Genomic DNA, 19,168 nt, shown 5'->3' on the forward strand with positions numbered 1-19,168 from the left:
GGCAGGCTAGAGGCCTCAGATGGGCGGGCGGCCCTCGTAGAACGTGGAGAGGACGACGGTCGTCCGGGTGGTGACGTTGGCGGCGGCCCGGATGTCCTGCAACAGCCCCTCGAGGGCGTCCGGCGAGGCGACCCGCACCTTGAGGATGTAGCTCTCCATCCCGGCGACCGAGTGGCACTCCTCGATGGCCGACAGGTGGGCCAGGCGCGCCGGCGCGTCGTCGGGCTGGGCGACGTCGATCGGCGTGATCGACACGAACGCGGTCAGCGGCAGCCCCAGCGCCTTGGCCTGCAGCGTCGCCTTGTAGCCGGTGATCAGCCCCCGCTGCTCGAGCCGGCGCACCCGCTGGTGCACCGCCGACACCGACAGGCCCACCTTCTCGGCCAGCTCGGTGTAGCTGGCGCGGCCGTCGCGGGCCAGCGCGGCCAGCAGCGCGCGGTCGACGTCCACGGCCTGGGCGGGCGCGGCGGCGTCGCCGCCAGGCTCAGCCGGCGAGTTCGACGAGCTCACGGGGACCGTCGTTGAGGGTGCGGACGCCGTCGTCGGTGCAGACCACGATGTCCTCGATCCGGGCGCCGCAGCGCCCGGCCAGGTAGATGCCCGGCTCGACCGAGAAGGCCATGCCGGGCTCGAGCGGGATGCCGTTGCCCGCCACGATGTAGGGCGCCTCGTGCGTGTCGAGCCCGATGCCGTGCCCCGTGCGGTGGATGAAGTGCTCGCCCCAGCCGGCGTCGTCGATGACGGCGCGCGCCGCGGCGTCGATCTGCTCGGCGGTGACCCCCGGCCGGACGGCGGCGGTCGCGGCCGCCTGCGCGGCCTGCAGCACGGCGTACCACTCGGCGACGTCGGGCGGCACGGCCCCGCCCACGACGTAGGTGCGGGTGCAGTCGGAGCGGTAACCGGTCGCCGTCATCCCGCCGATATCGACGACGACGACGTCACCGGCGCCGATCGTCCGGTCGGAGAGCTCGTGGTGGGGGCTGGCGCCGTTGGGCCCCGACCCGACGATGGTGAAGTCGACGGCGACGTGGCCCTCCTCGAGGATGGCCGCCGCGATGTCGGCGCCGACCGCGGCCTCGGTGCGCCCGACGCGCAGCATGTCCGCCATCCGGGCGTGCACCCGGTCGATGGCGGCGCCCGCCGCGGCGAGCTCCTCGACCTCCGCCGGTGTCTTGACCATGCGCAGCCGGTCGACGACCGGGCTCGCGAGCTCCAGCGCGCTGCCCGGCAACGCCCGGGCGACGCCGAGCGCGTGCTCGGCCCAGGTGCGCGCGCCGACGGCGACCCGCACCGGCGCCGAGCCGAGCCGCGCGGTGGCGGCGCCGGCGAGCAGCGCGAACGGGTCGTCGGTCTCGTCCCACGCCAGGACGTCGAGGCCCAGGCCCCCCGCGGGGCTCGCGTCGACCATCGGCGCCTCCAGCCGCGGCACGACCAGGAACGGCTCGCCCACCCGCGGCACGGCCAGCGCCGTGAGCCGCTCCATGGCGTGCGCGTGGTACCCGGTCAGGTAGCGCAGGTCGGAGCCGGGCGTGAGGACGAGCAGGTCGGCGCCGAGCTCACCGGCGATCGCCCGCGCCGCGTGCACCCGCTCGATCGTCACGAGCGGGCTGATCCCGGCGGTCTGTGTCGCGGTTCCCACGTGCGCAGACTAGTCAGGCACGCCCGGCCGACAGCCCATTCGTCGCCCGAGCGCTACCGTCCGCGTCCGTGACCACCATGCTGCTGGACGCGGCCAGCCTCTACTTCCGGGCGTTCTACGGCGTGCCCACCAGCGTGACCAGCCCCGACGGTCGGCCGGTCAACGCCGTCCGGGGGTTCCTCGACATGACCGCCCGCCTGCTCACCGCGCACGGCCCCGACCGGCTGGTCGCCTGCTGGGACGACGACTGGCGGCCCGCCTTCCGCGTGGCGGCCCTGCCCTCGTACAAGGCGCACCGGGTCGCCCCCGAGGGCGGCGAGGAGGTCCCCGACGAGCTCAGCCCTCAGGTGCCCGTCCTGGTCGAGGTGCTGGCCGCCGCCGGCCTCGAGCGCGTCGGCGCGCCCGGCTACGAGGCCGACGACGTGATCGGCACGCTGGCCACGCGGGCGCGGGGCCCGGTCGACATCGTCACCGGCGACCGCGACCTGTTCCAGCTGGTCGACGACGCCCGGGGCGTCACGGTGCTCTACACCGCCCGCGGGATCGCCGACATCGAGACGGTCGACGAGGCGGGCGTGACGGCGAAGTACGGCATCCCCGGCCGCTCCTACGCCGACTTCGCCGTGCTGCGCGGCGACCCGAGCGACGGGCTGCCGGGTGTGGCCGGGGTCGGCGCCAAGACCGCTGCGGCGCTGATCAACGAGTTCGGGGACCTGGCGGGCATCCGGGCGGCCGTGGCGCGCACCGTCGTCCCCCGGCCGCCGCTGACCGCCGCCGTCCTGAAGAAGATGCACGCCGCCGCGGACTACCTCGACGCCGCACCGGTCGTGGTCGCCGTCGCGAAGGACATCGACCTGCCGCCGGTCGAGGGCGCGCTCCCCCGTTCCCCCGCCGACCCCGGTGCGCTGGCGACCCTCGCCGAACGGCACGGGCTGGAGTCGTCGCTCAGGCGGCTGGGGGCCGCCCTGGGTTGGCCGGCCGGCGCGCTGGACTGATCCGGCGCGCCGGCCAGGAGATCAGGGCTCGGTCCAGGTGTAGGCCGCGCTCTCCTCGTCGGTGATGGCGATCTGGAGGGTGACCTCCTCACCGGCCTCGGTGGTGCCGGTGCACTCGTAGGTCGCCCCCGAGGAGACCTCCATGTCGGCCGGGCAGGTGAGGTCGACGGCGACGCCCTCGCGCTCCTGGAACTGCGCGGCGACGTCGGTCTCCACGGCGCCCTGGTCGAGGACCGTGGACCCACCCAGGAACACGAACAGCAGGACGGCGCCCACGATCAGGACGAGCAGCCCCACCAGGCCCGCGATCAGGCCGGCCTTCGACTTCTTGGCCGGCGCGCCGTAGCCCGGGCCGTACTGCCCGGGCGCCCCGTACTGGGCGGGAGCGCCGTACTGCGGTGCGGCCGGCTGGCCGTACCCGGGCTGAGCGGGCTGGCCGTACTGCGGTGCGGCCGGCTGGCCATAGCCGGGCTGGGCCGGCTGTCCGTACCCGGGCTGAGCCGGCTGGCCGTAGCCGGGCTGAGCAGGCTGTCCGTACCCGGGCTGGCCGTACCCGGGTTGCCCGGGCTGGCCGTAGGGCTGCCCCGGCTGCTGGCCGGGCTGCCCGTAGGGGCCCTGCGGCGGATTGGTCATTCGTCTCTCCCCGACCGTCGGTTCCTACCCGTGCGACCGGTCGCCGGGCGGAGGCATTGTGCCCTACGGCGAGCGCTCCTGGCGGTCAACGAATCGCAGGTCAGCCCCCCACGGCGACGGCGACCACGCCGCGGCGCACCCGGTCGACCGCTGCGCGGGCCACTTTCGCCACCGGATCCTCGGCCACCTTGGCCAGCTGGTCGAGCAGGTCGATGAGCTGCCGGGACCAGCGCACGAAGTCACCGCCGGAGAGTTCGGTGCCCGCCTGCTCGGCGCCGGCCAGGACCCGGTCGAGGCTCTGCCCGTCGGCCCAGCGGTAGGCGGCCCACGCGAAGCCCAGGTCGAGATCGCGGCTGACCGGGACGTCGTGGTCGTGCTCGACGTCCTGCAGGCGCGACCGGATCCGGCGCATCTCGGCCACGGCGCCGGCGACCTTCCCCGCGGGGATGGCGGCCAGGCCGGGGGTGTCGCGCCGGGCCTCGAAGACCAGCGTCGAGGTCACCGCGGCGAGCTCGGCGGCGGTGAGCCCCTTCCAGACACCGGCCCGCAGGCACTCGGCGACCAGCAGGTCGGCCTCGGACCAGATGCGCGAGAGCCGCCGCCCGTCATCGGTGACCACCGGCACGTCGTCCTCGGCGCCCATCACCTCGGTGTCGGCCGGCACCAGCGGCGCCACCTCGGGGACCAGGTAGCCCAGCTCCTCGAGGACGTCGCAGGTGTGGTCGAACTGGCGGGTCAGCGAGCCGGTCCGCTCGGTCATCTTGTGCTGCAGCGCGTCGGCCTCGCGCACCGACCGCAGCCACCGTTCCGCCACGCGGACCCGCTCCTCGCGGTCGGGCAGGCCGTGCACGGGGTGGGCGCGCAGGGCGTGCCGCAGGTCGGCGAGGACCGGGTCGTCGGCGGCGGCGGAGCGGTGCTTGGTCTTGCGGACACCGAGCTCGTGCTCCACGCGGGCGTTGCGGAGGGTGGCCGCCAGGTCGCGCCGGGCGTGCGGGCTGCGGTGGTTGAAGTGCTTGGGCACCTTCACGCGGGCCAGCGCGGTCACCGGCCCCGGGAAGTCGGCGGAGCCGAGCCGGCCGGCCCACTTGTCCTCGGTGAGCACCAGGGGGCGCGGGTCGGCGAGATCGGTGACACCGGGATCGAGGACGACGGCCAGGCCCTGGCGGCGGCCCGACGGCACGCGGATGACGTCGCCGGGACGCAGCGCGGCGAGCGCGTCGGCGGCCTCGATGCGGCGCTTGGCCTGCGAGTCGCGGGACAGCTCCTTCTCCCGGTCGGCGATCTGGCGCCGCAGGAGGGCGTACTCGCCGACGTCCCCGTGGTCGGAGTGCATCTCCCGGGCGAACCGCTCGGCGTCCTGCTCGTGCCGGGCCGCCGCCCGGGCCAGGCCCACGACCGAGCGGTCGGCCTGGAACTGCGCGAAGGAGCTCGCCAGCAGCTCGCGGGCGCGGGCCCGGCCGAACGAGCTGACCAGGTTGACCGCCATGTTGTAGCTGGGCCGGAAGCTGGACTTCAGCGGGAACGTCCGGGTGCTCGCCAGGCCGGCGACCACCGAGGGGTCCATGCCCGGCGCCCAGACGACCACGGCGTGGCCCTCGACGTCGATGCCGCGCCGCCCTGCCCGCCCGGTCAGCTGGGTGTACTCCCCCGGCGTCACGTCGACGTGCGCCTCGCCGTTCCACTTGACCAGGCGCTCGAGCACCACCGAGCGCGCCGGCATGTTGATGCCCAGCGCCAGGGTCTCGGTGGCGAAGACGGCCTTGACCAGGCCGCGGACGAAGCACTCCTCGACGGTCTCCTTGAACGCCGGCACCATGCCCGCGTGGTGGGCGGCGAGCCCGGCCAGCAGACCCTCGCGCCACTCCCAGAAGCCGAGGACGTGCAGGTCCTCCTCCGGCAGGCCGCCGGTGCGCTCGTCGATGATCGCGGCGATCTCGGCCCGCTCGCGCTCGTCGGTGAGCCCCAGCCCGGCGCGCAGGCACTGGCCGACGGCGGCGTCGCAGCCGTTGCGGCTGAACACGAAGGTGATCGCCGGGAGCAGACCGGCCCGGTCGAGCCGGCCGATGACGTCGGGGCGCGACGGCGGCTTGTAGCGCGGCTTGTGCCAGTCGCGGTCGCGGTCCCGCCGTCCCCCGTTCCCGCCGCCCCAGCTGTCGATCCGCCGCTCGTACTCGCGCACGTACCGGACCAGCTCCGGGTCGACGACCGAGCTGCCCCGCTCCCGCGTGGAGAGCTCGCGCGGCAGCTCCCCGTGCTCGCCCGCGTGCGCGGAGGGCCGCAGCGAGAACAGGTCGAACACCCGGGTGCCGACCAGCATGTGCTGCCACAGCGGCACCGGGCGCACCTCGCTGACGACGACCTTCGTGTGGCCGCGCACGGTGACCAGCCAGTCGCCGAACTCCTCGGCGTTGCTGACGGTGGCCGACAGCGACACCAGGGTGACCGACTGCGGGAGGTGGATGATCACCTCTTCCCACACGGCGCCGCGGAAGCGGTCGGCGAGGTAGTGCACCTCGTCCATGACCACGTAGCCGAGCCCGGCGATCGCCGGGGAGTCGGCGTAGAGCATGTTGCGCAGCACCTCGGTGGTCATCACGACCACGGGGGCATCCCCGTTGACGGCGTTGTCGCCGGTGAGCAGGCCGACCTTCGCCGACCCGTACCTCTCGACGAGGTCGGCGTACTTCTGGTTGGACAGCGCCTTGATCGGCGTGGTGTAGAACGCCTTGCGCCCCTCGGCCAGGGCCTTGTGGATCGCGAACTCGCCCACCACCGTCTTGCCGGCGCCCGTGGGGGCGCAGACGAGGACGCCGGACCCCTCGTCGAGCGCCTCGCACGCCTCGACCTGGAACGGGTCGAGGGAGAAGCCGAGCTCGGCGGTGAAGTCCGCGAGGGTGGGGTGGGCGCTGCGCCTCCGGGCGGCTGCGTACCGCTGCGCGGGGCTGGACATGCCCCCACGTTAGGCGGCCCCGTCCAGAGGCTCGCCGCGAGCCTGCGAGCGGTGAGGGGGACGGGGTGTCTTCAGGTGCGGGCGGTGCCGACCATGCGCAGCGCGCCGGGCACGCACTCGGCCGTCGCCGGCAGCGGCGCCACCGGCTCGCCGTCGGCGTAGGTCGTGACGCCGGGGCTCGCGAGCTCGACCCGCGACACCCGGTGCACCGTGACGGCGGCGTGCTCGACGTGCGTCCCGGCGGTCAGCAGCGGGCGGGTGCGGACCAGCTGGAGCCGGCTGATCGGGCCGACGACGGTGACGTCGAAGAAGCCGTCGGTCGGGTCGGCGCCCGGGCAGACCTTCATCCCGCCGCCGTACCAGGGGGTGTTGCCGACGGCGATCAGCGTCACCGGCAGGGTGTGCGCCTCGCCGTCGAGTACGAGCTCCACCTCGCGCGGCCGCAGCCGCGCCAGCTCCGCCAGCACCGCGACGTCGTACCGCCGGCGGCCCTTCGGCCAGCGCAGCCGGTTGGCCCGGTCGGAGACGGCGGAGTCGAAGCCGCAGCACAGCACCGTCGCCCACCAGCGGTCGCCGGTCCGGCCGGCGTCGACGGCCCGCGTGGTGCCGGCGACCAGGTCCTCGGCCGCGGCCCGGGCGGCGACGACCGGGTCGCGCGGGATGCCCAGGGCCAGCGCCAGGTCGTTGCCGGTACCGGCCGGGATGACCGCCAGCGGGGTCGACGTGCCGGCGACCGCCTGCAGCGCCGCATGGGCCGTGCCGTCGCCGCCGATCGCCACCAGCGCTCCGGCGCCGGCCGCGATCGCCTCGGCCGCCTGCCGCTCGGCGTCCGGCCCGGTCGTCGCCGGGAGCACGCGCGGGGTGAGACCGGCCGCCTCCAGGGCCGAGAGGACGCCGGCCGACCACGTGCGGGCCCTCCCCCGGCCGGCGGCGGGGCTGACCAGCACGGCGACGTCCATGCGCGCAGTCTGGACTAGGCGCGCGGCGAGGCCGCGGGCGAGTCGACCGGCTCGTCGAGGGACGACGGGCGGGCGTCGATCGGCGAGGCCTCGTCGTCGGACAGGTCGTGGAAGTGCTCGAGGGCATCCCGCTTGGCCCGCCGCTTGTCGACGATCCGGGCGATCTGGATCGCGATCTCGAACAGCAGGATCATCGGGCCGGCCATCAGCAGCATCGTGAACGGGTCCTGGGTGGGCGTCACGAAGGCGGCGAAGACGATGGTGAGGAAGAAGATCCAGCGCCGGCTCTTCGCCAGCACCTGGTAGGACAGCGCGCCGACCAGGTTGAGCGCGACGGCGATCAGCGGCACCTCGAAGCTGACCCCGAAGGCGACCAGCAGCGAGAGCACGAAGCCGATGTAGTCCTGCGCGGTCAGCGCGACGACGACGCCGTCGCCGGCCAGGGAGAGCAGCAGCCGCAGGCCGGCCGACAGCGAGATGTAGGCCAGCACCGCGCCGCCGGCGAACAGCAGCGACGACACGGCGACGAAGGTGATCCCGTAGCGCTTCTCGTTGCGCTTGAGCCCCGGCGTGACGAACGCCCAGAGTTGGTAGAGCCAGAATGGCGAGGCGAGCACGGCGCCGGCCAGGAAGCTGACCTTGAGCCGGATGAAGACCCCGCCGAAGACGTCGGTGATCAGCAGACCGCAGCCGCCGGCGGCGTCGCCCCCGTAGCGGAGATCCTCGGGCAGGTTGCAGTACGGGGCGCGGATGAACTCGCCGAGGCCGTGCTCGTACCACCAGAAGGAGACGGCGGTGGCGACGAGCAGGGCCAGCAGCGACAGGGCGATGCGGTTGCGCAGCTCGGTGAGGTGCGCGACGAGCGTCATCGTCGCCTGCGGGTCGCGCGGGGCGCGCCGTCGCCGCAGCCGCTGTCCGGCGTCGCTCACCGTCGTCCTGCCCGGGACAGGAGGGTCAGAGGGAGCCGTCGCCCGTGCGGGACTGCTCGGCGCGGGCGCGCAGTTCCGCGGCGCGGGCCTCGGCGACGCGGGCCTCCTCGTGCAGCTGCGCGGTCAGGTCGCCCGACGCGGAGACCGTGCCGGGCGCCGCATCGGTTCCCGGAGCCGCAACCGGGCCGGGGGTGACGATCTCGCCGCGGACCGGGGTGGTGCGTGCGGCGTCCTTGGTGCGGACGTCGTCGTCCTTCATGCCCTTCATCTCGCCCTTGAAGATCCGCAGCGAGCGGCCGAGCGAGCGGGAGGCGTCCGGGAGCTTCTTGTAGCCGAACAGCAACAGGATGGCCAGGATGATCAGGCCGATCTCCAGCGGGCCGAGTCCGCCCATGACAGGTCCTCCAGGGGTGTGGTCTCCGGTGATGCTACGCCGGGACGGGGGTCGGGCCAGGCCGTCCGCCCGGAGTGCGACGTCCGTTCAGTCGCTGTTCGCCCGGCGGACGGCGACGGCCTCGGCGCGGGCCTCGGCGCGCACCGAGGCCGCCTGCAACTGCTCGAGGACCGGCCGGAGGTCCTGCTCGGCGCCCTGGACCTCGCGCTGGAGTCGGGTGAACGCGCCCAGCAGCCCGTAGGCGAGGCCACCGAGGACGACGAGGGCGAGGACCACCACAACGACCCACACCCAGAGCAGCAGCACGCCCGAACCCTAACCGGCGCTCGCTGGCGCCTCGACCCCGTAGCGGGCCAGCGCGGCGCGGGCGTCGGCCGCCACCTGCGCGGCGAGGTCGGCCGGCTCGTCGACGACGGCGGCGCCGCCGAGGGAGGCGACCAGGCGGCGGGCCCAGGCCAGGTCGGCGGTGCGGACGGTGACCGCGAGCCCGCCCGGCGGATCGTCGACCGGCGCCACGGAGTCGACCGGGTAGTAGTCGGCCACCCAGCGGGCGGTGCGGGCCAGCCGGAGCCGGACCGCGGGCGATCCCGGTTCGGGCTGGTAGACGCCGTGCTCGACGTCGCGACCGTGCGCCTGCGGCGGCGGCGCGGCCGGCTCGTCGAGGACGGCGACGTCGTCGACCCGGTCGAGCCGGAACAACCGCACGCCCTCCGCGCGGCGGCACCACGCCTCCAGGTAGGACCGGCCGTCGACCAGCAGCAGCCGCATCGGGTCGACGGTGCGCTCGGTGCGCTCGTCGCGGGTGGGCACGTAGTAGTGCAGGTGCAGCGCACGGCGCCGCTCCAGCCCCTCGCGGACGACGGCGAGGGCCTCCTCGCGCGCGTCGACGCTGACCGCCACCGGCGTGAGCTGCTCGGCGGCGTGTCCCGCGGCGGCCGACACCTTGGCCAGCGCTCGGGCGACCGCCTCCCCCTCGGCGAGGCCCGGCATCTCCTGCAGTGTGCGCAGCGCGACGACGAGCGCCACTGCCTCGTCGGTGGTCAGCCGGAGCGGGCGGGCCATGCCGGCGGGGAACGTGACCCGCACCCGGTCGCCCTCGAACGCCAGGTCGATGAGGTCGCCGGGGCCGTAGCCGGGCAGCCCGCACATCCAGAGCAGCTCGAGGTCGGTGCGCAGCTGCTTCTCGGTGACGCCGAAGTCGCGCGCGGCCTCGGCGACGGCGACCCCGTCGGGCCGGGCCGTCAGGTACGGGACCAGCGACAGCAGGCGGGTCATCCGGTCGGTGGTGCCGCTGCTCGTCACGCCGGTGCCCCCATCGCGGCCAGGCGTCCGAGACGCTCGATCACGGCCTCCCGGACCTCCGTGGGTGCCTCGACGACGACGTCGGCGCCGTAGGACGCGATGGAGTCGGCCAGCGACCACGGCTCCGTCGTCGTGAGCTGGAGGAGGTCCTCCCCGTCCTGCCCCGGGCCGAGCGGGACGGCGTGCCGGCGCAGGCCGATCGCCGTGCCGGGGCGGGCGCGGACCACCACGAGGTGCTCCTCCCCCGTCATCTGCCCGGCGACCATCGCGGCGAGGTCGACGTCCGGCGGAGGCTCGAAGGCCCCGGCCGGCCCGACCGGCTTGGGCATGCCGACGACGCGGGACAGCCGGAAGACCCGGGGACGCTGCCGGTCGAGGTCGAGACCGCCGAGGTACCAGCGGCCGTGCCAGGCCACCACACCCCACGGCTGGACGCGCCGGTGACCGGGTTCGTCCTCGTCGGGGCGCCGGTAGTCGAACTCGAGCAGCCGGCGGTCGCGGGCCGCGGCGTAGCAGGGCTCGAAGGCGGGCTCGCCGGCGTCCAGCCGCGGCTGCAGCGGGATGCCCCGCGAGCTGTCGATCTCGACGCCGGCGGCCTTGAGCTTCACCAGCGCGCTGTGCGCGGGGCCCGCCATCTGCGCGGACTCCCACAGCCGCAGCGCCAGGCCGACGGCGGCGGCCTCCTCGCCGGTCAGGTGGATCTCGGGCAGCTCGTAGTCGGCGCGGGCGATCCGGTAGCCGTCCTCGGTGTCGAAGACACTGGTGCGCCCGGTCTCCAGGGGCACGCCCATCTCGCGCAGATCGGCCTTGTCCCGCTCGAACATGCGCTTGAACGCCTCGTCGGCGCGCTCGGAGCCGTCGTCGGGCTCGTAGCCGGGCACGGTGGCGCGGATGCGGGCGGCCGTGACGTACTGCCGGGTGCTCAGCAGGGCGATGACCAGGTTGACCAGTCGTTCCGCCCGCTTCGCCGCCATGTGCCCAGGCTAGTCAGGACGCGCCGGGGCTCGGCACCGCCGGTGCGCCCGCCCGCTCGACGCTGGCTAGCCTGCCAGTCATGCCCTTCTCCGCCTCCCCTCCCCCGCCCTCGCGCATCCGCTGGCGGCGCGGGCGGGTGACGGCGACGGGGCGCCGCGGCCGGGACAGTCTCGAGCTGACCGTCGAGGTGCCCGACGAGGGCGCGCTGAAGGCGCTGGCCTACCCCTCGCTGGTGGGCATCCCCCAGGTCGACGACGTGGTGCTGCTCAACACCACCGCGCTCGCCCAGGGGCTGGGCACCGGTGGGGTCGCCCTCGTCGTGGCCGTCCCCGACCGGCTGCCCCCCGACCCCGAGGGGCCGGGGCACCTGGTGAAGGCGCGCTACACGCCGCTGCAGGTCACCGTGCAGGGTGTCGACGAGCAGGAGACCGAGCACCACGCCACGATCTCGGCGGCCGACGACATCGTCGGGATGCCCGTGGTGGTCGCCGACCTGCACTCGGCGCTGCCGGCGGTGCTGATCGGCATGCTGGCCACCGACCCCGACCTGAAGGTCGCCTACGTCATGCAGGACGGCGGGGCGCTTCCCGCGGCCTTCTCGCGGACGCTGGACACGCTCGCGGCGTCGCTGGCCGGCGTCGTGACCGTGGGCCAGTCGTTCGGCGGTGACCTCGAGGCGGTCACCGTGCACACCGGGCTGCTGGCGGCCCGGCACGTGCTCGGCGCCGACCTCGCGATCGTCACGCAGGGCCCGGGCAACCTCGGCACGGGGACCCCGTGGGGCTTCTCCGGCGTGGCCGCCGGCGAGGCGTGCAACGCGGTGACCGTGCTCGGCGGGGAGGCGATCGGGGCGCTGCGCATCTCCGACGCCGACCCGCGGCCCCGGCACCGTGGCGTGTCGCACCACTCGCTGACCGCCTTCGGGCGGGTCGCGCTGGGCGGGGTCACGCTGGTCGCGCCGCGCGGGCTGTCGTCGGAGCTCGGGGGGCAGGTCGACGAGGACCTCGCCGGGCAGCCGGAGCGCAACCCGGTGGTCTGGGTGGACACCGACGGTCTCGACGCCGCCCTCGGCCTCTCCCCCGTCCCGCTGCGCACCATGGGCCGCGGCTTCCCCGAGGAACGCGCCTACTTCCTCGCCGCCGCAGCCGCGGGAAGGTACGCGGCCCTCCGCGTGCCGGTGGAATGACATTGCGATCCTCCGGATCGCACCGCGGCCAGGTGCCGTCCCCCCGTTGAGCTGAGCCCTTTCGACGCACCGGGCCGGGAGCCTCCGGCCCCGCGTCCCGGCACGTCCCCCGCAGGGCGGCTCACCTCTTCTACATACTCGCGATGAGCTTGTCGACGCGCTCGTCGACGGCCTTGAACGGGTCCTTGCACAGCACGGTGCGCTGGGCCTGGTCGTTGAGCTTGAGGTGCACCCAGTCGACGGTGAAGTCGCGCCGCTTCTCCTGCGCCTTGCGGATGAACTCCCCGCGCAGCCGGGCGCGGGTGGTCTGCGGCGGCACGTTCTTGGCCTCGAAGATCCGCGGCTCGTGCGCGACGCGGTCGACCTGCCCGTTGCGCTCGAGCAGGTAGTACAGGCCGCGGGTGCGGCTGATGTCGTGGTAGGCGAGGTCCATCTGTGCGATGCGCGGGTGGGACAGCGGGAGGTCCCGCTTGGCCCGGTAGCGCTCGATCAGGCTGTACTTGGTGGCCCAGTCGATCTCGCGGTCGATGAGGCTGAGGTCTTCGGTGTCGACGGCCTTGAGCACCCGGCCCCACAGCTCGAGCATCTGCCGGTGCACGGGCCCGAAGCCCTCGCGGTCGGCGTACTCCATCGCCCGGTTGTGGTACTCGGACTGGATCTCCAGCGCCGACATCTCCCGGCCGTTGGCCAGGCGGACCTTGCGCCGTCCGGTCATGTCGTGGCTGATCTCGCGGATGGCGCGGATCGGGTTCTCCAGCGTCATGTCCTTGATCGGGACGCCGGCTTCGATCATGCGCAGCACCAGGTCGGTCATGGTGACCTTGAGCAGCGTCGTCGTCTCGTTCATGTTCGAGTCGCCGACGATGACGTGCAGCCGCCGGTAGCGCTCGGCGTCGGCGTGCGGCTCGTCGCGGGTGTTGATGATCGGGCGGCTCCTCGTCGTGGCCGACGAGACGCCTTCCCAGATGTGCTCGGCGCGCTGGCTGACGCAGTAGATGGCGCCGCGGGGGGTCTGCAGCACCTTGCCGGCGCCGACGACGATCTGCCGGCTGACCAGGAACGGGATCAGGACGTCGGCGAGACGGCTGAACTCCCCGTGCCGGCCGACCAGGTAGTTCTCGTGGCAGCCGTAGCTGTTGCCGGCGGAGTCGGTGTTGTTCTTGAACAGGTAGATGTCGCCGGTGACGCCCTCCTCGGCCAGGCGCTGCTCGGCGTCGACCAGCAGGCCCTCGAGGATCCGCTCGCCGGCCTTGTCGTGGACGACCAGCTCGGTGAGGTCGTCGCACTCGGCCGTGGCGTACTCGGGGTGGCTGCCCACGTCGAGGTAGAGCCGGGAGCCGTTGCGCAGGAACACGTTGGAGCTGCGCCCCCAGGAGACCACCCGCCGGAACAGGTAGCGGGCGACCTCGTCCGGGGAGAGCCGGCGCTGCCCCTTGAAGGTGCACGTGACGCCGTACTCGGTCTCGATGCCGAAGATCCGTCGGTCCACGGACCGAGACTAGGCGCCGCGACCGACAGGGGCCGCCCCTCGCCGCGCCGCAGCAGCCGACCCGTTACGCGTCGCGCTTCTCGTCGAGGCGCTGCAGCAGCCGGTCGGCGGCCTTCTCGATCGCGTCGTGCCCGTTCTGGGCGGCGCGTTGCTTGCCGTGGATCAGGGCCGCTCGGTTGACCGTCCGGAAGTCGCCGTAGGGGAACGCGTAGCGGCCCTTGGTGTCCTCGGAGGCCTCGGGGTCGACGGCGAGGTGCCAGGCGCCGAAGCCGTCGTACCCGTGCTTCTCGATCTCGGCGTTCCCGTCGTCGGCCGACGGGGCGGCATCGGACCACTCGGTCGTGTCGTCGTAGGTCCCGGCGTCGATGAGCTTCTCGGCCTGGGCGACGGCGTCGCCGTTGACGCGGTACTTCGGCACGGCACTCACTCCCCGGTGTCGGTGTGCTCCTCGCCGTCCGTGCGCTCGTCGGTGTCGGTGCTGTCGTGCGGACCGCCGACGGTGTCGGGGTTGGCGGGGTCGCCGAGGCCGGGGGGCGTTCCCGGCTCGGAGACGCTCGGTGCGTGGACGTGGGTGGCGGGGGTGACGTCGTCCGGCTCGATGGCCGGCTCCTCGCCACCGAGGAGGCGGCCCAGGGCCGCGCCGACGACGCGCCGGAAGGCGCGCTTGGGCCGGCGCCGGTCGAGGACGGCGACCTCGAGCTGCGCCGCGGTCAGCTGGGTGGGACCGCCGCTGCCGGCCCCGGCGGTGACCGGGCTGACGGCGGACAGGGCGCGGACCCCGACCTGCAGGGCGTCAGCGAGGCCCATGCCGGCGTGGAAGTGCTCGCGCAGGTGGCCGGTGACCGCCTCGGCCTGGCCGCCCATGACGACGAAGTCGGGCTCGTCGACGACCGAGCCGTCGAAGGTGAGGCGGAAGAGCTGGTCGTTCTCCGGACGGTCCCCGACCTCGGCGACGCAGAGCTCGACCTCGTAGGGCTTCATCTGCTCGGTGAAGATCGCGCCCAGGGTCTGCGCGTAGGCGTTGGCGATGACCCGGCCGGTGACGTCGCGCCGGTTGTAGGAGTACCCGCGGACGTCGGCCAGCCGCACGCCGGCCACCCGCAGTGCCTCGAACTCGCTGTAGCGGCCGACGGCCGCGAACCCGATGCGGTCGTAGATCTCGCCGACCTTGTGCAGCGTGGAGCTGGGGTTCTCGGCGATGAACAGGACGCCGTCGGCGTAGGTGAGGACGGCGACGCTGCGGCCGCGGGAGATGCCCTTGCGGGCGTACTCCGAGCGGTCGCGCATGACCTGCTCGGCGGAGGCGTAGTACGGCATCGTCATGGCGTTCAGGCCTCCCGCATCGTGTTCTGGCGGTCGGCTTCGGCCCGCTCGGTGACGATGGTGTCGGCCACGGCGGCGACCTCGGCGTCGGTGAGCCGGACGGCGCCCTCGGCGTCGACGCGGTAGACGATCGGGTACAGCCGGCGGACCGGGTCGGGGCCGCCGGTGGCCGAGTCGTCGTCGGCGGCGTCGTACAGGGCCTCGACGACGGTGCGGGTGGCGTCGGCGGCCGGCAGGCCCTGGCGCCAGGTCTTCTTCAGCGAGTTCTTGGCGAACAGCGACCCGGAACCGACCGCGGCGTAGCCGCGCTCCTCGTAGTTCCCGCCGGTGACGTCGTAGCTGAAGATGCGGCCGGGCGGGGCGCCCTCCGCGGCGTCGAGGTCGAAGCCCGCGAACAGCGGGACGACCGCGAGGCCCTGCATGGCGGCGCCGAGGTTGCCGCGGATCATCTGGGCGAGCCGGTTGGCCTTGCCGTCGAGGCTGAGCGTGAGGCCCTCGATCTTCTCGTAGTGCTCGAGCTCCACCTGGTAGAGCTTGACCATCTCGATGGCGATGCCCGCGGCGCCGGCGATGCCGATGACGCTGTAGGAGTCGGCCGGGTAGACCTTCTCGATGTCGCGGCTGGAGATCAGGTTGCCCATGGTGGCGCGGCGGTCGCCCCCCATGAGCACGCCGCCGTCGAAGGTGACGGCGACGATCGTGGTGCCGTGCGGGATCTCGCTCACCGGCAGCTGCGGCACGGGGCGGCGGCTGGGCAGCAGGTCAGGTGCCGCCGAGGCCAGGAAGTCGGTGAACGAGGAGCCCACCCGGTCCAGATAGGCGGGCGGGAACCCGCTCCGGCCCGTCGAGAACTCGTTCACCCATCCGCCTCTCCCGCCGTCTTCCGTCGGCGTGACCCGCTGGTCCGCCCGGTGGTCCGCGTGCTGGTGCTGCGGCCCCCCGGGCGTCGGTCCGACCCTACCGGCGGCTCCCCCGGTCGGATGGCTCGGACCGGCCCGATGCCGGCCGCTGCACACGCGGCGAGGACGTGCTGGCTCAGCGTGTGGAATCGGACGTAGTCCGCCGCGGCTCGCAGTACACCCGGATCGTCCTTGAACTGCCCCAGTCCACCGTTGCAGTTGAAACACAACAGCGCCCTGACCGCACCCGTCGCATGGTCGTGATCGACATGCACCGCGGGAGCTGCCCGGCAGATGGCGCAGAGCCCGCCCTGGTGCTTGAGCATCTGGTCGGCGTCATCGGCGGTGATGCCGTATCGCCGCTTCAAGTGGTAGCTGCGCGAGCCACCCTGCTTCTCGAGCGTCGCGCGCCCTCGCGCGTTGTGACACGGCTTGCAATACGTGTGACGTCCGGACGCGTTCGCCCGAGTCCCAGGGAAATCGTTAAAGGGCTTGATCTGATCGCAGTCTGGACACCATTTGGACCCGTCCGGCACAACCCTGTCCAGTCGGTGGCGGGACTGCGGTGGTCCTAGTCGCCGCAGCTTCGACTCCCTCACACGCTGACGCGCGTGATCGCGACAGTAGAAGGCGAGACCATCCTTGCGTCGCTTGTCCCTCGTGAAGGCGGACGCTGGCCGAACCGCACCGCAATCGGTGCAGTACTTCCCGTATTCCATAACCTGATACTCACATAGTTACGGAACTGGACAGTTTCACTCCCCTCCTTTTTGTACATATTGCCTAACGAATTCTTCCGAATTCTCCTCTAGGACTTCGTCAATTTCGTCCAAAAGAGAATCGACGTCGTCGGTCATTTCCTTGTGGCGTTCGGCGACTTCGGAGTCGACCGAGGCCTCGACCTCGTCGGTCTCCTCGCGCGTGCGCGTCGCCTTCTGCTGTCCGCCGGTGTCCCTGGTGGCCATGACTGCCCTCCGGTCCTTCAGGTAGCTGCTGGGCTGAAAGTACCCGCCGGATGTGACATTCAGGCTCACCCGGACGGGGCGAGGGGCATGTTGTGGATTCAGCCGCCGGTGATCGTGTCCACGAGCTCCTGCGCCGTCGCCGACGCCTCGAACAGCGCTCCGACGTGCTCGCGGGTCCCCCGCAGCGGCTCCATGGTCGGGATCCGCACCAGGTTCTCCCGGCCGAGGTCGAACACGACCGAGTCCCACGACGCCGCGGCGACCTGGGCGGGGAACCGGCGCAGGCACTCCCCCCGGAAGAACGCACGCGTGTCGGCCGGCGGCGCCCCCATCGCCCGAGCCACCTCGTCGTCGGTCAGCAGGCGCTGCATGGACCCGCGGGCCACCAGGCGGTGGTACAGCCCCTTCTCCGGCCGGACGTCGGAGTACTGCAGGTCGACCAGCTGCAGCCGGGAATCGCCCCACGACAGCCCGTCCCGCGCCCGGTAGCCCTCGAGCAGCCGCAGCTTGGCCGGCCAGTCCAGCCGGTCGGCGCAGCGCATCGGGTCGATCGACAGGTCGTCGAGCACCTCGGCCCACCGCCGCAGCACGTCGGCGGTCTGCTCGTCGGCCTCCCCCTGGTTGTCGACGAACTTCGCCGCCTGCTCCAGGTACAGCCGCTGCACCTCGATCGCGGTCATGCGCCGCCCGTCGCGCAGGCGCACCTGGTGGGTCAGCGAGGGGTCGTGGCTGATCGCCTGCAGCGACTCCACCGGCTCCTCGAGCGCGAGGTCCCGCGGCAGCGCCCGGGCCTCGATCATCGCCAGCACGAGCGACGTCGTCCCGACCTTCAGGTAGGTCGACAGCTCGGCGAGGTTCGCGTCGCCGATGATCACGTGCAGCCGGCGGTACTTGTCGGCGTCGGCGTGCGGCTCGTCGCGGGTGTTGATGATCGGCCGCTTGAGCGTGGTCTCCAGCCCGACCTCGACCTCGAAGAAGTCGGCCCGCTGGGAGAGCTGGAAGCCGTCGCGGCGGCTCTCCGTGCCGATGCCGACCCGTCCCGCCCCGGCGAACACCTGTCGCGTCACGAAGAAGGGCACCAGCCCGCGGATGATGTCGATGAACGGCGTCTTCCGGTCCATCAGGTAGTTCTCGTGCGCCCCGTAGGAGGCGCCCTTGCCGTCGGTGTTGTTCTTGTAGAGCTGGATCGCCGGCTGGCCGGGGATGCGCGCCGCCCGCCGCGACGCCTCGGCCATCACCTGCTCCCCCGCCTTGTCCCACAGGACGACGTCGCGCGGGTTGGTCACCTCGGGCGTGGAGTACTCCGGGTGCGCGTGGTCCACGTACAGCCGCGCGCCGTTGGTCAGGATGACGTTGACCATCCCGGTGTCCTCGTCGAGATCGTTGTGGTCCAGCGCCTGCGCCGGCGACAGGTCGAACCCGCGGGCGTCGCGCAGCGGGGACTCCTCCTCGAAGTCCCACCGCGGCCGGCGCGGCGTCGGCGCCTCGGCCACCGCCCACGCGTTGACCACCTGGCTGGACAGGGTGGTCGGATTCGCCGTCGGCTGGCCGGGCACCGAGATGCCGTACTCCACCTCGGTGCCCATGACCCGCCGCACACTCATGGACCCCACACTAGGCCGCGACTACGCGACCGATTCTGTCGCGTCACGGCTCGTGATCTCGCGTTCGGCCATCCCCTCCTCGGCATCCAGAGACACCCAGAGGTCCTCGAGATCCCAGACGGGAACAGTGTGCTCGGGCAGCGAGCGCTCCGTGACGACGCCCAGTCGGCGGGCGATGTCCTCCGCGACGAGGTAAGAGGACCAGTACCCACCGTGGTCAATTCCGGTCGGCACGCTTGATGCCCATCGTGGTTCAGGAGCACCTTCCAGGCCCACGGCGGGACCGCGTTCAAGCTCTCCCCCGTACCCCGACTGCCCGATCCCGAACTTCGCACGCGTCAGAGCCGAGTCCCGGTTGGAGTGATAAACGTGGTGGACATCGCCGGGTGCGGCCCGGTCGAGCCGCTGTCCCGACTCGCACAAGGGCACAGGCACGGCCGCGGCCATCAGGAAGACCTGCGACACTTGTGGGCCGCGGTAGCCAGCCCCCATCAGGCCGATCTTGTGCACGGTCTCGAGTGCCACGCGGCACCCCAGCGAGTGTGCGACCAAGCAGACCTCCTGCTCGGCCGACAGATCCCCGAGGAACTCCGCGAGCTTTTCCCCTGCGCGGATCGCTTCAGGCACTCGCACCGAGTAGGTGGCCAGCGAGACAATCCTGTTGGGATGGTTGCCCGGCCAGTGGAACTCCCAGAGCGTCCCGAACCTCGCCAATGCGGTCGGCCAACCGACGGTGGCTAGTCGCTCGGCGAAGGTGGAGAACGACTCGTGCGCCGCTGTTTCCGAGTTCTGGTAGCCGTGGATCAGGATGATCAACCGCGGCGCGTGCAAAGCATCGTCCAGACCGCGCGCCACACGGACGACGTCGGCCATCGGGGTGTCCCCGAGCTCCGAGCGGACCGAGAGTGCGGGCAGGGTCATCGGAC

20 protein-coding genes are annotated in these 19,168 nt (G+C 72.9%); 2 read left to right on the forward strand and 18 right to left on the reverse strand.

Annotated elements, in window-relative coordinates; genetic code table 11:
• Positions 1–15: 15 nt before the first annotated feature.
• Both ABD644_RS10100 and ABD644_RS10105 read right to left on the reverse strand, forming a co-directional pair.
• Positions 16–510: an Lrp/AsnC family transcriptional regulator gene (locus ABD644_RS10100; RefSeq protein ID WP_425547423.1), complete on the reverse strand. Its 495-nt coding sequence runs from the start codon at positions 508–510 to the stop codon at positions 16–18.
• Positions 485–1,639 (reverse strand): M24 family metallopeptidase, encoded by a 1,155-nt coding sequence (locus tag ABD644_RS10105; protein WP_344688720.1) that lies wholly within the window; start codon positions 1,637–1,639, stop codon positions 485–487. Before ABD644_RS10105 ends, ABD644_RS10100 begins: the two co-directional genes overlap by 26 nt.
• 77 nt (positions 1,640–1,716) lie before the next feature.
• Here ABD644_RS10105 and ABD644_RS10110 point away from each other — a divergent pair, with 77 nt between their 5' ends.
• On the forward strand, positions 1,717–2,634 hold the full coding sequence (locus tag ABD644_RS10110) for a 5'-3' exonuclease (RefSeq protein ID WP_344689003.1): 918 nt from the start codon (positions 1,717–1,719) through the stop codon (positions 2,632–2,634).
• A gap of 21 nt (positions 2,635–2,655) precedes the next feature.
• On the opposite strand, the gene ABD644_RS10115 is transcribed toward ABD644_RS10110, so the two are convergent.
• The 8 genes from ABD644_RS10115 to ABD644_RS10150 all read right to left on the reverse strand — a co-directional run bounded on the left by ABD644_RS10115 (position 2,656) and on the right by ABD644_RS10150 (position 10,775).
• Complete coding sequence (locus tag ABD644_RS10115) at positions 2,656–3,267, reverse strand: DUF4333 domain-containing protein (protein ID WP_344688721.1); 612 nt, start codon at positions 3,265–3,267, stop codon at positions 2,656–2,658.
• A gap of 100 nt (positions 3,268–3,367) precedes the next feature.
• Complete coding sequence (locus ABD644_RS10120) at positions 3,368–6,217, reverse strand: DEAD/DEAH box helicase (protein ID WP_344688722.1); 2,850 nt, start codon at positions 6,215–6,217, stop codon at positions 3,368–3,370.
• A 71-nt stretch (positions 6,218–6,288) separates the two neighbouring features.
• Complete coding sequence (locus tag ABD644_RS10125; protein ID WP_344688723.1) at positions 6,289–7,176, reverse strand: diacylglycerol/lipid kinase family protein; 888 nt, start codon at positions 7,174–7,176, stop codon at positions 6,289–6,291.
• Between the two features lie 14 nt (positions 7,177–7,190).
• The gene (gene tatC, locus ABD644_RS10130; RefSeq protein ID WP_344688724.1) at positions 7,191–8,105 is read right to left on the reverse strand and encodes a twin-arginine translocase subunit TatC; all 915 of its coding nucleotides are present in this window, start codon (positions 8,103–8,105) and stop codon (positions 7,191–7,193) included.
• 25 nt (positions 8,106–8,130) lie between these two features.
• Positions 8,131–8,499: a Sec-independent protein translocase subunit TatA gene (tatA, locus tag ABD644_RS10135; protein WP_344688725.1), complete on the reverse strand. Its 369-nt coding sequence runs from the start codon at positions 8,497–8,499 to the stop codon at positions 8,131–8,133.
• Between the two features lie 87 nt (positions 8,500–8,586).
• Complete coding sequence (locus tag ABD644_RS10140; RefSeq protein WP_344688726.1) at positions 8,587–8,805, reverse strand: hypothetical protein; 219 nt, start codon at positions 8,803–8,805, stop codon at positions 8,587–8,589.
• Positions 8,806–8,814: 9 nt separating this feature from the next.
• Positions 8,815–9,801 carry a helix-turn-helix transcriptional regulator gene (locus ABD644_RS10145; protein WP_344688727.1) on the reverse strand — a complete coding sequence of 329 codons (987 nt, stop codon included), beginning with the start codon at positions 9,799–9,801 and terminating at the stop codon, positions 8,815–8,817.
• Positions 9,798–10,775, reverse strand: a complete 978-nt coding sequence (locus ABD644_RS10150) for a helix-turn-helix transcriptional regulator (RefSeq protein ID WP_344688728.1) — start codon at positions 10,773–10,775, stop codon at positions 9,798–9,800. Before ABD644_RS10150 ends, ABD644_RS10145 begins: the two co-directional genes overlap by 4 nt.
• Before the next feature lie 80 nt (positions 10,776–10,855).
• Between ABD644_RS10150 and ABD644_RS10155 the strand changes: the two genes are divergently transcribed.
• Complete coding sequence (locus ABD644_RS10155; RefSeq protein WP_344688729.1) at positions 10,856–11,962, forward strand: DUF3866 family protein; 1,107 nt, start codon at positions 10,856–10,858, stop codon at positions 11,960–11,962.
• A gap of 130 nt (positions 11,963–12,092) precedes the next feature.
• On the opposite strand, the gene pafA is transcribed toward ABD644_RS10155, so the two are convergent.
• The 8 genes from pafA to ABD644_RS10195 all read right to left on the reverse strand — a co-directional run bounded on the left by pafA (position 12,093) and on the right by ABD644_RS10195 (position 19,163).
• Complete coding sequence (gene pafA, locus ABD644_RS10160) at positions 12,093–13,451, reverse strand: Pup--protein ligase (protein WP_344688730.1); 1,359 nt, start codon at positions 13,449–13,451, stop codon at positions 12,093–12,095.
• 64 nt (positions 13,452–13,515) lie between these two features.
• Positions 13,516–13,869, reverse strand: coding sequence for a hypothetical protein (locus tag ABD644_RS10165; protein ID WP_344688731.1), 354 nt, complete (start codon positions 13,867–13,869; stop codon positions 13,516–13,518).
• A gap of 5 nt (positions 13,870–13,874) precedes the next feature.
• The gene (gene prcA, locus ABD644_RS10170) at positions 13,875–14,774 is read right to left on the reverse strand and encodes a proteasome subunit alpha (RefSeq protein WP_344688732.1); all 900 of its coding nucleotides are present in this window, start codon (positions 14,772–14,774) and stop codon (positions 13,875–13,877) included.
• Between the two features lie 5 nt (positions 14,775–14,779).
• A complete protein-coding gene (gene prcB / locus ABD644_RS10175; RefSeq protein ID WP_344688733.1) occupies positions 14,780–15,634 on the reverse strand; it encodes a proteasome subunit beta in 855 nt (284 codons plus the stop codon).
• On the reverse strand, positions 15,631–16,392 hold the full coding sequence (locus ABD644_RS10180) for an endonuclease VII domain-containing protein (protein WP_344688734.1): 762 nt from the start codon (positions 16,390–16,392) through the stop codon (positions 15,631–15,633). The genes prcB and ABD644_RS10180 overlap by 4 nt, the downstream gene beginning before the upstream one ends.
• A 36-nt stretch (positions 16,393–16,428) precedes the next feature.
• Positions 16,429–16,638 (reverse strand): ubiquitin-like protein Pup, encoded by a 210-nt coding sequence (locus ABD644_RS10185; protein ID WP_344688735.1) that lies wholly within the window; start codon positions 16,636–16,638, stop codon positions 16,429–16,431.
• A gap of 98 nt (positions 16,639–16,736) precedes the next feature.
• Positions 16,737–18,242, reverse strand: a complete 1,506-nt coding sequence (gene dop, locus ABD644_RS10190; RefSeq protein ID WP_344688736.1) for a depupylase/deamidase Dop — start codon at positions 18,240–18,242, stop codon at positions 16,737–16,739.
• Positions 18,243–18,263: 21 nt separating this feature from the next.
• Positions 18,264–19,163, reverse strand: a complete 900-nt coding sequence (locus tag ABD644_RS10195; protein ID WP_344688737.1) for an alpha/beta hydrolase — start codon at positions 19,161–19,163, stop codon at positions 18,264–18,266.
• Positions 19,164–19,168: the final 5 nt, after the last annotated feature.

This window comes from Blastococcus jejuensis, from assembly GCF_039534705.1.
Taxonomy (GTDB): Bacteria; Actinomycetota; Actinomycetes; order Mycobacteriales; family Geodermatophilaceae; genus Blastococcus_B; species Blastococcus_B jejuensis.

Bases quoted from the DNA above. Each gene is read 5' to 3' on its own strand.
- ABD644_RS10110 (WP_344689003.1), top strand. From the start codon at position 1,717: ATGCTGCTGGACGCGGCCAGCCTCTACTTCCGGGCGTTCTACGGCGTG.
- ABD644_RS10115 (WP_344688721.1), bottom strand. From the start codon at position 3,267: ATGACCAATCCGCCGCAGGGCCCCTACGGGCAGCCCGGCCAGCAGCCG.
- ABD644_RS10120 (WP_344688722.1), bottom strand. From the start codon at position 6,217: ATGTCCAGCCCCGCGCAGCGGTACGCAGCCGCCCGGAGGCGCAGCGCC.
- ABD644_RS10125 (WP_344688723.1), bottom strand. From the start codon at position 7,176: ATGGACGTCGCCGTGCTGGTCAGCCCCGCCGCCGGCCGGGGGAGGGCC.
- tatA (WP_344688725.1), bottom strand. From the start codon at position 8,499: ATGGGCGGACTCGGCCCGCTGGAGATCGGCCTGATCATCCTGGCCATC.
- ABD644_RS10150 (WP_344688728.1), bottom strand. From the start codon at position 10,775: ATGGCGGCGAAGCGGGCGGAACGACTGGTCAACCTGGTCATCGCCCTG.
- ABD644_RS10155 (WP_344688729.1), top strand. From the start codon at position 10,856: ATGCCCTTCTCCGCCTCCCCTCCCCCGCCCTCGCGCATCCGCTGGCGG.
- prcA (WP_344688732.1), bottom strand. From the start codon at position 14,774: ATGACGATGCCGTACTACGCCTCCGCCGAGCAGGTCATGCGCGACCGC.
- ABD644_RS10180 (WP_344688734.1), bottom strand. From the start codon at position 16,392: ATGGAATACGGGAAGTACTGCACCGATTGCGGTGCGGTTCGGCCAGCG.
- ABD644_RS10185 (WP_344688735.1), bottom strand. From the start codon at position 16,638: ATGGCCACCAGGGACACCGGCGGACAGCAGAAGGCGACGCGCACGCGC.
- dop (WP_344688736.1), bottom strand. From the start codon at position 18,242: ATGAGTGTGCGGCGGGTCATGGGCACCGAGGTGGAGTACGGCATCTCG.
- ABD644_RS10195 (WP_344688737.1), bottom strand. From the start codon at position 19,163: ATGACCCTGCCCGCACTCTCGGTCCGCTCGGAGCTCGGGGACACCCCG.